Source organism: Streptomyces sp. NPDC030021, from assembly GCF_055574035.1.
The window spans coordinates 283,945-294,971 of sequence record NZ_JBVIAH010000010.1; the positions used below are offsets into that span (position 1 = coordinate 283,945).

Sequence of the window (11,027 nt, forward strand, 5' to 3'; positions counted from 1 at the left end):
CAGAGCCGGATCAGCCGACCAGGAGGTCCTTCTTCAGCTCCTTCAGCTCGCGGGCGTCGATGCCGAGCCCGTCCTTGAGGTAGCGGTCGAAGGAGCCGTACTTCACCTCGACCTCGTCGTAGCCCGCGTTCAGGTACTCGGGGCGCACGTCGAGCAGCGGCTTGTAGACGGCGGCCTGCTGGGCGGGCAGGTGGGAGAGGATCGCGTCGTTGGCGGCCTTGCGGTAGTCGTTGCTGGCCAGGTAGTCGGCCTCGACGGTCTCGCGGGGCACGCCGAGGGCGGTCAGCAGGGTGGCGTTGGCCCAGCCGGTGCGGTCCTTGCCTGCCGTGCAGTGGAAGAGGACGGAGCGGCTGCGGTCGCGCTCGATGCTTTCGAAGACCTGGGTGTACGCCTTCTTGCCGCCGGCGCCGGAGACCATCGCCCGCTCCGCGTCGACCATGGCCTTGACGGCCTCGTCGGGGGTGCGGGGCATCGTCTGGAAGGAGCCGGAGCCTGCGAAGACGTCGGCGACGACGTAGGTGGCGCCCGTGGGCACCTTGTCGGCGTCCTTGGTGCGCTCGTCCTCCATGCGGAGGTCGAAGACCGTCCTGACGCGCAGGCGCTGGAGCTTGGCCAGGTCGTTCTCGGTCAGCTTGTTGAGCGCGTCGGAGCGGTAGATCTCGCCCATCTTGACCCACTGGCCGGTGCTGGTGCGGTAGCCGCCGGCGTCGCGGAAGTTGGCGGTGCCGTCCAGCGTGATCAGGCGGTCGGCGAGGCGCAGGCCCTGGCCGCGGCCGGGCTTGAAGTCGAACCACTGGCGGTCGGCGGCGGGCAGGCCCGTGACCACGGCGCGGCCCTGGGACCCGCCCTTCGCGACGACCTTGCCGTTCGCCTTGATCTCGACCCGGTCGGTGCCGCGGGCCTTCCACCGGAGGGTGAAGGAGCCGTCGGCTCCGGCGGTGACGGTGGCTTCGGTGAACGGGACGGCGGACCGGTCGTGCCGGTCCCAGCCGGTGGCGGCGGCGAGCGGGGCCGCGACCAGGGAGGCGGCGAGTGCGGAGGCGACGACGGTCGCGGCGAGGAGAGCCTTCTTCATGGCTCCGAGGCTGGGCGGCTGCGGAGAACGTCCGATGAACGAGGCGTGACCGAAAACGACCGGCTCGAAGGCAACTGGCAAAACGTGCCATCTGCCGGGTCGCGGCCGGAAGTGTTCGGATTCTGGCCGATCTATGCTCACTTACGCGCCCCTCGGCCGACCGCTTCCGGATTCGATCGATCCTGTCCACTACAGTGCGGGTTCGCGTGCGCGGCGGGTACGGGTAGGGGTGCCGGGCATCGAGTGGACTGGTCAGCGGGGGGCGCGGTGCCGGGGATGGATGCGGGGATGGACGCAGTGAACGGTACGAACGACACGGGCTCCGCGACGGGCCCCGGCCCGCTCCCGGCCGTCCCCGGCCCCGCAACCACCACCGCCGGAGCCGGTACGCCGGCCACCCCCGCCCCGGCCGAACACCGGGCGGCCGGCACCCCCGCCATCTCCCTGCACGCCCCCGCCCCCGCCCGCGGCGGCGCGGGACCGGCTCCCGCCGGGGCGAACCGCACGCTCGGGCGGGGCATCGCCACCGGGCTCTGGGGCCGCGTCGAGCAGCAGGACTTCCGCAGCCGCGTCCGCGGCACCCTCCTCGGCTCCGCCCTCGGCGACGCCCTCGGCGCACCCGCCGCCGGCCTCTCCCTCGCCGCCCTCCGCGAGGCCCACGGCCCGGACGGCCTGACCGGTCCGGCCCCCGCCCTCGGGCGCCGCGGCCGGGTCACCGCCGCCACCCAGCTCACCCTCTTCACCGTGGACGGCCTGATACGGGCCCACGTACGCCGCGACACCGGCGCCTGGCACCCGCCCACCGACCTCCACCACGCGTACCTGCGTTGGGCCGCCACCCAGCACGACTGGGGCCCCGACGAGCGCCGCAAGGACAACGGATGGCTCGCGCAGGAGGAATGGCTCTACGCCCGCCGCGCCCCGCACCGTGCCTGCCTGAGCGGCTTCGCCGACGACGTCCTCGGCACCCTCGACCAGCCGAAGAACCCCGCCGCCCGTGACGCGGCCGCCGCCTGCCGCTCGGCGCCCTTCGGGCTGCTGGTCGGCTGGGAGCCCGCCCTCGTCCTCCAGCTGTCCGTCGAATGCGCCGCGCAGAGCCACGGCCACCCCACCGCCCACCTGTCGGCCGGAGCCGTCGCCGTCATCGTCCACGGCCTGATCCGCGGCGACTCCCTCGACTCCGCCGTCCAGCGCGCCCTCGGCCTGCTCGGCGCGCGCCCCGGGCACCAGCCCGTCACGGACGCCCTCCAGCGCGCCCTGGCCGCCGTCACCCAGGGCTCGCCCGGCCCCGAGGCCGTCGCGGCCCTCGCCCCCGACGAGGCGGGAGAGGGGACCGACGCCACCGACGCCCTCGCCGCCGCCGTCTACTGCGCCCTGGTCGCCGAGGACGTCCCGCAGGGCCTGCGCCTCGCCGTCAACCACGGCGGCGACTCCATCGCCGCCGGCGCCCTGTGCGGGGCCCTGCTCGGCGCCCTGCACGGCGAGACGGCCCTCCCGGCCGCCTGGCTCGCCGAGCTCGAAGGCCGTGCCGCGCTGCTGGAACTCGCCGACGACTTCGCCCTGGAGATGACCCAGGGCCCGAGCCTGCACAGCCCCGCCGCCTCCTCCCCGGGCTGGCTGGCCCGCTACCCGCGCGGCTGAACCGGGACCGCGCGACCTGACGCCCCCTCAACATTCGGGGACCCAGCCCGTACCGTGGCGGGTCCCACGTCTCGGAGGTGCCAGAACACATGCGGATCGCCACGACCATCTTCCTCACCGACCGCACCATCTCCCCCGTCCGGCTGGCCCACAGCCTCGAAGAGCGCGGCTTCTCCGGCCTCTACCTCCCGGAGCACACCCACATCCCGGTCAGCCGCGAGACCGCCGCCCCCATGGGCGGCGAACTCCCCGAGATGTACGGGCGCACCCTCGACCCCTTCGTCGCCCTCGGCCAGGCCGCCGCCGTCACGGAACGGCTCCACCTCGGCACCGGCATCACCCTGGTCGCCCAGCACGACCCGATCGACCTCGCCAAGCAGGTCGCCACCCTGGACCACCTCTCCCACGGCCGTTTCACCCTCGGCATCGGCTACGGCTGGAACGTCGAGGAGGCCGCCGACCACGGCGTCGAGTGGCGCACCCGCCGCGACCTGGTCCGCGACCGGATGGCGCTGATGCGCGCCCTGTGGTCCCCCGAGCCCACCGCGTACGTCGGCCAGTACTGCTCCGTCCGGGCCAGCACCGCCTACCCGAAGCCCGTCCAGTCCCCGCGCGAACTCGGCCCCGGCGTGCCCCTGTACGGCCCGCGCACCCTGATCGGCGGCGCGGCCGGACCCAAGCTCTTCGCCGCCATCGCCGACCACGCCGACGGCTGGCTCCCCATCGGCGGCGGCGGCCTCGGCGAATCCCTCCCGGTGCTGCGCCAGATCTGGGAGACGGCCGGGCGCGACCCGAAGGCCCTGCGCGTGGTCCCGTACGCCGTCCGGCCCACCCCCGGCAAGATGAGCCACTACGCCGACCTCGGCATCGAGGAGGTCGTCCTGCAGCTCCCCTCGGCCGCGAAGCCGGAAGTCCTGCGCACCCTCGACGAGTTCGCCCAGTACCTCTGACCGGCCGGGGCCGGCCGGTCCCGAAAACCCCTCGACGGCGCGCCACCGCCCTGCCGATCATGACGCCATGACGAACCGAGGGGCGGACGGCGTGGACCGGGACATCGAGGACCAGTGGACGGCTCTCCCGTCGGGCATCCGCACCCAGGCCGACGGATACGTCCTCCAGGACCGCCTCATGCAGGCGGTCAAGCTGGTGTGGGAGGCCGGCCGCGTCCGGGGCGTCGGCCTGCGGGAGGCCCAGGAGATCGTCCACCTGCGCTACGTGCACTTCGGCGACCGGGTGGCCCGCACCCCCGACGATCCGCTCGACCTGGACTCGCTCGCCGCCCTCGCCGAGGGCATCCCTGGCCGGGTGGTGGCGATCGAGGCGGTCTGGGACGGGGACACCGTCCACGACTGGTTCGTGAACCTGCTGGCCATCTTGGACGAACCGACCGGGCAGAACGGGCAGAGTGGGCAGAGCGGGCAGAGTGGGCAGAAATGCCTCGCCACGATCTACTGGGGCGCGGCGGAACGCGCCCTGGACGGCGCCGACACCGGCGGCCTCCACCCCTCGGCGGCGGCCGCCACCCGCGCGGGCACCGCCCTGGCCGCCCACCTCGGCGTGACGTTCCACTTCGCCAGCCCCGACACCCCGGACGACGAGGCTCCCCGCTGGCGCCCCTGAGCGGGCCTCGGCCCGGCAGCTCAGGGCGCCGCGAGCCCGGGCATCCCGTCCACCAGCACCACCACACCGACCACGTCCCCGTCGGCGGACCTGCCCACCCAGACGGGATGCCCCCCGTCCGAGGACACCGCGAAGGCGGCCAACTCGGCGCCGGAGGCGAGCTCACGGGTACGGCGGAAGAAGGCGGAACCGGTATGCCCCGTCCAGCCCTCGTCGCCACGGTCCTCGATCGCCACCCTGAAGCGCTGCTGCAGCGACCCCCACGCCCCGGCGTCGGCGAAGGCGCCCATCGCGCCGTCCGTATCGAAGCCGTACGCCTCGCCCGCGCGCAGCAGCCGGGTGTCGTCGCCCGGCCTGAGGGCCATCTCCCAGGACACGGCGGGGGCCTCGCCGAGGCGCACCCGGACCGCCGTGGTCTCCGTACCTCCCGCCGTCTCGGCTCGCGCCTCGTCGAGCGGGTGCTCCCCGGGCGGGACGACGAGGGCGAAGTGCGGCCCGTCGCCCTCCAACGGGCAACTGACGGCCAGCAGCCCGCTCGGCACACACAGGGTGCCGGCCGGGCTCGGCTGCACGGAGGTCATCACGTCCGCGTAGGGGCTCTTCATGACCGTGCCGGGCCGGAACAGCGCGCCGAAGTCCTCGCCGGAGAACATCCGGGAGGGCTCCCGCCGCCACACCGCGGCCCCCTCCGGGGTCCCGGCGGTCGCCAGGTGCTCCCGTACCCAGTCGGGCAGGTGCTCCTCGGGCGCCAGCGGCGGCCACGCACCGAACCCGGGCCTGGCCGACCACCGCTGCTCCTGCGTGATCGTGACTGCGGCCTCCAGCGAGGATCCGCGCATGCCCTCGGGCTGGTGCCGGATCCGGCCGGCGCCGTCGGAGTCGATCTCGACCACGGTACGGGGACAGTCCGGGTCGGATTCGGCCGTTCCCGGGCCGGGATGGCGCCAGCTGATCAGACGCCGGTTCAACAGCCGGTCCTCGTCGGCCAGCAGGCTCAGGTCCGCTTCGAACGTCCGGCGGCCCTGCTCGTCGTACGCCCACACCTCGACCAGACCGGCCCGCCAGGACACTTGCCGGACCACGGCCGGCACGTCACGCCCCGGGACCCACTGCAGCACCGCGTACGGCAGGCCGGCCGCGTCCCGCTCCCGCGCCGCCTCGGCGGTCAGCGGCCGCCACGGCGTACGGGTTGTCAGGTCCCAGCCCTCCGCGTACCCCAACTCGACGATCATCCCCGCCACCGCCCGCTCCCACCCGTTCCTGCACCTGCTCGAAAGGTAGCGGCCACCACCGACAGCGCCGCGGGCGGCTACGTCCGCACCCCCGCGCGGTGCGTCAGCTCGGCCCAGACCGTCTTGCCGATCAGCCGGTCCATGACCCCCCAGTCGGTGGCGACGGCGTCGACGATGCGGAGCCCGTAGCCGGATTCGGCCTGGTAGGCGTGCGGCCGCACGGCGGGCCGGCGGTCGCGGCGGGCGTCGGAGACCTCGATGCGCAGGACCCCCTCCAGCAGGGTCATCCGGAGCTCGAAGTCCCGCCCGGGCACCCGCCCGTGGACGACGGCGTTGGCGGCGAGCTCGGCCACCAGGAGCCCGGCGTCGGCGGAGAGCGCGGTGGACTCCGGGATGCCCCAGTCGTGGAGTTCCACGAGGGCCAGCTGGCGGGCGAGGCGGGCCCCGCGCCGGGTGCAGCTGAAACGCTGAGTGAACACGCGTACGAGGGTCCGGGCGGGGCCGGAAGGTGCGGTCATGGCGCCAACATCCCGCCTGGCCAGGGTCGTTCGACACCAACCGGACTCGTACAAACCAACTGTACGAGTTCACTCCCTGGACAGTGCGAGTCACGGTGCGTGAACATTTCTCGCGGAGGTGACCGCCATGGTGAGTGCCGACGGCAGCGGTGACGGCGAGGTCGAACCGGACGACAACCTGCGCAGCTTCGGCGAGACGGTCAAGGCCTCCCGCAAGCGGGCCGGCCTGACCCAGGAGCAACTGGCCCGGCTGATCGGGTACTCCGTCCAGTACGTCGGCTCGGTGGAACAGGGCCGCCGCCATCCCTCGCAGAAGTTCGTGAACAAGACCGACTCGGTCCTGAACGCCTTCGGCGTGATCATCATCGCGGCGCGGCAGTTGTCACGGCGGCGGGGGCTGGCGACCTGGTTCCGGCGGTGGGCGGAGCTGGAGGCGGTGGCCGTCACCCTCAACACGTACGAGTGCCGGTCGGTCCCAGGGCTTCTCCAGCCGGAGTCCTACGCCCGTGCCCTCATCGACAACGTCCCGCCCCTGCCGACCCCCGAGGAGGCCGACGCCAGGGTGGTGATGCGCATGGCGCGTCAGAGGCTGCTGTACCGGACCCCGTACACCCTCTTCAGCTTCATCATCGAGCAGTCGCTCATCGAGCGGCGGACGGGCGGCCCGGAGGTCACGCGGGAGCTGATCGACCGGCTGCTGGAATGCGGAGAGCTCCCCAACGTCGACATCCAGATCATGCCGACGGTCAGCCCACAACACGCGGGCACCGACGGGCCCTTCCAACTCCTGGAAACCGATGAACACGAGTGGCTGGCGTACAGCGAGGGACAGAAGACAGGCCAGGTGATTTCGGACCCGAAAGCCATCAGCGTGCTCCACCAGCGGTATGCCAAACTTCGCATCCAGGCCCTCAATCCCGCGGACAGCGCGGGCCTGTTGATGCGAATGCGAGGATCCCTGTGAACAGCTCCCCGTTGCGGTGGTTCAAGAGCAGCTACAGCGGAAGCGAGGGCGACAGCTGCGTAGAGGTCGCCCTTTCCTGGCGCAAGTCCACGTACAGCGGCAGTCAGGGCGACGACTGCGTCGAGGTCGCCGCCTGCGCGGACGTCGTCCATGTCCGGGACTCCAAGGTGACGGCCGGCCCCGAGCTGGCCGTCGCGGCCGGGAGCTGGGGGGCCTTCCTGGCCGGGGTCACGGCGGGCTCCTGACGCGGCACGCCCGAATGACAGAGGGTGACCGCCATTGGGGTGAAGCACCGTTTCCCGTGAACTCTCCGTGATGTTGAGCCGGTCGCGTGCCGTCTGTCCGGCGCGTCGACCGAACTTCTTAGGAGAGTGTCATGCGTATTCGCTCTGCCCTGACGGCGTCTGTCCTGGCTGCCGGCATCCTGCTGGGCGGCGCCGGCGCGGCCCTGGCCAACGACGGTGTCGACATCGATTACTTCTCCGCCGGCCACAAGGCCTTCGCGTCCAGCTGCTCCTCCTTCGCCGGCATCCCGGCGAAGATCGGCCCCCTCTACGCCTCCAACTGCGAGAAGGCGGGCGAGAAGGAGTGGGCCGAGGCCCACCACCTGGGCGCCTGACGCCCGGCACTCGTCGGCCGGGGCCCGCCGCACAGGGCCCCGGCCGGCGGAGCGGCCGTGCACCGGACGGCCGAACCACCCCTGCCCCGGCGGGGTTTCGTACGCTGGCAGGCATGATCGATTCACATACTCATGTCCGCGTCGCCCGGCCCTCCCTCGACCTGGTGGCCGCCGAGCGGTTCTACGTCGACGGGCTCGGGCTGCAAGTGCAGTGGCGGAGCGCCGAGAGCGTGGCCGGGGAACACGACCTGCTGATGGTCGGACCGGCCGGGGGCGGCTGGCACTTCGAGCTCACCCGTGACGCCTCGAACCCGATCCTGCCCGCGCCCACCGTCGACGACCTGTTCGTGGTCTATCTCGGTGAGGCCCCCGACGAGGCCCTCGTCCAGCGCCTGGTCGAGCACGGCGGGACCCGCGTCGCCGCCCACAACCCGTACTGGGACGAGTGGGGAGTCACCGTCGCCGACCCCGACGGCTACCGGCTGGTGCTCTGCTCCCGCACCTGGGGTCAGGCTGCCGTGTCCTCGTAGGCCGTCCGCCCGAGGGCCGGGTAGTCGGTGTAGCCCTCCGCGCCCTGTACGTGCATCAGGAACTCCGGGCGGATCTCGTTGAGCGGCGCGCCCGTGCGCAGCCGCTCGACGAAGTCGGGGTTGGCGAGGAAGCCCCGGCCCAGTGCCACGAGATCGGCGCCCTCGGACAGGAGGCGTTCGCCCCGCCGCTTGCCGCCGTCGGCCGCGACCTCCTCGCGGGAGAGCGCCGGGTTGGCGATCAGGGTGCCGGGCCAGTCCCGGCGGATCTGCGCGAAGGCGGGCCGGTCGGGGTCGGCGTGGACCTGGTGCAGGTAGACCGGCGCCAGGTCGGCCAGGGCTTTGACCAGGGCCGGGTAGATCTCCTCGGTGTCGCCCTCCTCGATCCCGTTGACGTTCACTCCGGGCGAGATGCGCACGCCGACCCGCTCCGGCCCGATGGCCTCGGCGACGGCCCGCACGACCTCGACGGTGAACCGGATGCGGTTCTCGACGGAGCCGCCCCACTCGTCGGTACGGAGGTTGGTGTTGGAGGCGAGGAACTGGTGCAGCAGGTGGCCGTTGGCGGAGTGCACCTCCACCCCGGCGAAGCCCGCCTCGACGGCGCCCCGGGCCGCGTTCGCGAAGTCGGCCACCGTGGACCGGATGTCCTCGGCGGTCATCGCGCGCGGTACGACGCCGTCCCGGAGGCCGCCGGGGGTGTGCAGCTGCTCGGGGAACGGCACCGCGGACGGGGCCAGCGGCACCTGCCCGCTGGTCTCGGGGTGGCCGACCCGGCCGCCGTGCTGGAGCTGGAGGAGCATCTCCCCGCCACCGGCGGCCCGCACGGCCTCGGTGACCCGGCGCCAGCCGGCGATCTGCGCCGGGGTGTGGATGCCGGGGATGTGCGGGTAGGTCTGCCCGGCGGCGTTCGGGGTGCTGGCCTCGGCGATGATCAGGCCGGCCGAGGCGCGCTGCGCGTAGTACGTGGCCATGAGTTCGCCGGGGACGCCGTCGGCTCCGGCGCGGTTACGGGTCAGCGGGGCCATCACCAGGCGGCTGGGCAGTTCCAGGCGGCCGAGGCGGGCGGATTCGAAGAGGCGGGAGGCGGCGGGACCGTGCTGTGTCTGCGTCATGCCGGTACCGTAAAACCTGACACTGGTGTCAGGTTCAAGAGCTGGGGTGGGGCATGCGGATCGGCGAACTGGCAGCACGCACCGGCGTCGGTGAGCGTTCGCTGCGCTACTACGAGCAGCAGGGCCTGCTCGCTTCGGACCGGACGCCCGGCGGTCACCGGGACTTCCCCGAGCGGGCCGTCGACCGGGTCATCCGGATCCAGGAGCTGTACGCGGCCGGCCTGCACAGCTCGAAGATCGCGCAGATCCTGCCCTGCATGCGGGACGAGGACGGCGGCCCGTCGGTGCGCGCCACCCCGGCGCTGGTGGCCGAACTGGCCACGGAGCGGGAGCGGATCGACCGGATGATCGGCGATCTGATCCGCTCCCGCGAGGTGCTGGACGAGGTGATCGAGGCGGCGGCGGGCCGCACGGCCCGATCGGCCTGATCGGCCTGATCGGCCCGTTCGGCAGGACGCCCCCCAAGTGGTCGGCTCCGGAAGTCCTTCGGGGGTTGACGTGGGGACAGGCGGTGCGTGTCGCATCGTCGGACGTCCAGGGCGGTGTGGCGGGGGCCGTCTCGGCCGCCCACAGAAGGGGGCTCTGGGAGACCCAGGTTGATCTGGCCCTGGCTGGCCCGGAGACGGGTGGCGAAGCTGTGGTCATGACCGACAGCAACAGTGATGTGACGAAGGATCCTCCGTCGCCCCGGCAGCCCGATCAAGCCCCGAAGGACTTCCGGACCTGACCGCTAAGGGGTGTCGCCCGGGGGCGTGCCCGGCTTCGTGTGGAGGACCTCGCGCGCCTGTTCCGCGGCGCGGGTGATGCCTTCGGAGACGAAGTCCATGAAGCGGGCGATGTTCTCCAGGCGGTTGGCGGCCGGGGTGTCGGGTCCGAGGATGCTGACGCCCTGGCGTGCGGTTTCTATGATCTGGGCGTTGGCGCGGGCGCTGGCGATCGTCGCCTGGTACCAGACGTCGTCGTCGACGAAGTAGCGCTCGCGGCGGCGTTCGTCGCGTTCCCTGCGGACGAGGCCCTGGCCCTCCAGGAACGTGATCGCCTTGGAGATGGACGCCGGGCTGACCTGGAGGCGCTGGACGAGTTCGGACGCGGTGAGGCTGCCCGTGTCCGTGATATAGAGGCAGGACATCACCCGGGCCATCATCTTGGGCGTGCCCGCCTGGATGAGGACGTCGGTGAACACGTCCTCGAACTCGCGCACCGCCTCTGGATCGCGCCCGTGGGCCTGCGGGATCGACTCCGGTCCCCGGGGTGCGGCCTGGCTGCGCCGGTGGGCGCGGCGTTCGGTGGCGCGGTGGGCCAGGTCGGCCCGGTAGGCGTTGGGGCCGCCGTTGCGCATCACCTCGCGCGAGATCGTCGAGGTCGGGCGGTCGAGGCGCCTGGCGATCTCCGCGTAGGCGAGGTCGTCGGCCAGTCCCAGCGCGATCTGCTGGCGTTCCTGCTGGTTGAGCCTGCCTCCCGGCATCGCGGTCTCCTTCGTGGTCCGTGGTGTCCCCCACTATAGCGTTCACTTCCATTCCATTGCAACGAACCCAATGCGGCGCGTTGCGTTAAGCGCGAAACCATTGCAATGAAATCTCGACTCTGACCTGCATAGATGCGTTTTCAGCGCAACGAGTATGTTGCCAGATCATCGAACGCAACGTAGCTTTTCGTTCATCAGAAACCGCGGGGCGCACGGAGCGCAGCCGCTGATGAAGGAGAAGCAGCATGCAG

Annotated in this window: 13 protein-coding genes; 8 read left to right on the top strand and 5 right to left on the bottom strand. The window is 72.4% G+C overall.

What is annotated here, in order from left to right; translation table 11 throughout:
- Positions 1-10: 10 nt before the first annotated feature.
- Positions 11-1,075 (bottom strand): tyrosine-protein phosphatase, encoded by a 1,065-nt coding sequence (locus ACZ4YL_RS21885; protein WP_468118558.1) that lies wholly within the window; start codon positions 1,073-1,075, stop codon positions 11-13.
- Between the two features lie 288 nt (positions 1,076-1,363).
- Between ACZ4YL_RS21885 and ACZ4YL_RS21890 the strand changes: the two genes are divergently transcribed.
- The 3 genes from ACZ4YL_RS21890 (at position 1,364) to ACZ4YL_RS21900 (ending at position 4,336) form a co-directional block, all read left to right on the top strand.
- Complete coding sequence (locus ACZ4YL_RS21890) at positions 1,364-2,716, top strand: ADP-ribosylglycohydrolase family protein (protein ID WP_468118559.1); 1,353 nt, start codon at positions 1,364-1,366, stop codon at positions 2,714-2,716.
- Positions 2,717-2,805: 89 nt separating this feature from the next.
- Entirely contained in the window at positions 2,806-3,666 is an 861-nt protein-coding gene (locus ACZ4YL_RS21895; RefSeq protein ID WP_468118561.1) for a TIGR03619 family F420-dependent LLM class oxidoreductase, read from the top strand.
- 67 nt (positions 3,667-3,733) lie between these two features.
- The gene (locus tag ACZ4YL_RS21900; protein WP_468118563.1) at positions 3,734-4,336 is read left to right on the top strand and encodes a hypothetical protein; all 603 of its coding nucleotides are present in this window, start codon (positions 3,734-3,736) and stop codon (positions 4,334-4,336) included.
- A 20-nt stretch (positions 4,337-4,356) separates the two neighbouring features.
- Here ACZ4YL_RS21900 and ACZ4YL_RS21905 read toward each other — a convergent pair whose 3' ends face one another.
- Positions 4,357-5,568 carry a DUF4241 domain-containing protein gene (locus ACZ4YL_RS21905; protein ID WP_468118596.1) on the bottom strand — a complete coding sequence of 404 codons (1,212 nt, stop codon included), beginning with the start codon at positions 5,566-5,568 and terminating at the stop codon, positions 4,357-4,359.
- A 77-nt stretch (positions 5,569-5,645) separates the two neighbouring features.
- The gene (locus tag ACZ4YL_RS21910) at positions 5,646-6,086 is read right to left on the bottom strand and encodes an ATP-binding protein (RefSeq protein ID WP_468118565.1); all 441 of its coding nucleotides are present in this window, start codon (positions 6,084-6,086) and stop codon (positions 5,646-5,648) included.
- A 127-nt stretch (positions 6,087-6,213) separates the two neighbouring features.
- Between ACZ4YL_RS21910 and ACZ4YL_RS21915 the strand changes: the two genes are divergently transcribed.
- The 4 genes from ACZ4YL_RS21915 to ACZ4YL_RS21930 all read left to right on the top strand — a co-directional run bounded on the left by ACZ4YL_RS21915 (position 6,214) and on the right by ACZ4YL_RS21930 (position 8,199).
- Positions 6,214-7,050 (top strand): helix-turn-helix domain-containing protein, encoded by an 837-nt coding sequence (locus ACZ4YL_RS21915; RefSeq protein ID WP_468118566.1) that lies wholly within the window; start codon positions 6,214-6,216, stop codon positions 7,048-7,050.
- Positions 7,047-7,295, top strand: a complete 249-nt coding sequence (locus ACZ4YL_RS21920) for a DUF397 domain-containing protein (RefSeq protein WP_468118568.1) — start codon at positions 7,047-7,049, stop codon at positions 7,293-7,295. Before ACZ4YL_RS21915 ends, ACZ4YL_RS21920 begins: the two co-directional genes overlap by 4 nt.
- 131 nt (positions 7,296-7,426) lie before the next feature.
- Positions 7,427-7,669 (top strand): hypothetical protein, encoded by a 243-nt coding sequence (locus ACZ4YL_RS21925; RefSeq protein WP_468118570.1) that lies wholly within the window; start codon positions 7,427-7,429, stop codon positions 7,667-7,669.
- 113 nt (positions 7,670-7,782) lie between these two features.
- Positions 7,783-8,199, top strand: coding sequence for a VOC family protein (locus tag ACZ4YL_RS21930; RefSeq protein ID WP_468118571.1), 417 nt, complete (start codon positions 7,783-7,785; stop codon positions 8,197-8,199).
- Here ACZ4YL_RS21930 and ACZ4YL_RS21935 read toward each other — a convergent pair.
- Positions 8,178-9,311 carry an alkene reductase gene (locus ACZ4YL_RS21935; protein ID WP_468118573.1) on the bottom strand — a complete coding sequence of 378 codons (1,134 nt, stop codon included), beginning with the start codon at positions 9,309-9,311 and terminating at the stop codon, positions 8,178-8,180. The two genes, ACZ4YL_RS21930 and ACZ4YL_RS21935, sit on opposite strands and share 22 nt — an antisense overlap.
- A gap of 53 nt (positions 9,312-9,364) precedes the next feature.
- Here ACZ4YL_RS21935 and ACZ4YL_RS21940 point away from each other — a divergent pair, with 53 nt between their 5' ends.
- Positions 9,365-9,739: a MerR family transcriptional regulator gene (locus ACZ4YL_RS21940; RefSeq protein WP_468118575.1), complete on the top strand. Its 375-nt coding sequence runs from the start codon at positions 9,365-9,367 to the stop codon at positions 9,737-9,739.
- A gap of 302 nt (positions 9,740-10,041) precedes the next feature.
- On the opposite strand, the gene ACZ4YL_RS21945 is transcribed toward ACZ4YL_RS21940, so the two are convergent.
- Positions 10,042-10,776, bottom strand: a complete 735-nt coding sequence (locus ACZ4YL_RS21945) for a GbsR/MarR family transcriptional regulator (RefSeq protein WP_468118577.1) — start codon at positions 10,774-10,776, stop codon at positions 10,042-10,044.
- Between the last annotated feature and the right edge of the window lie 251 nt (positions 10,777-11,027).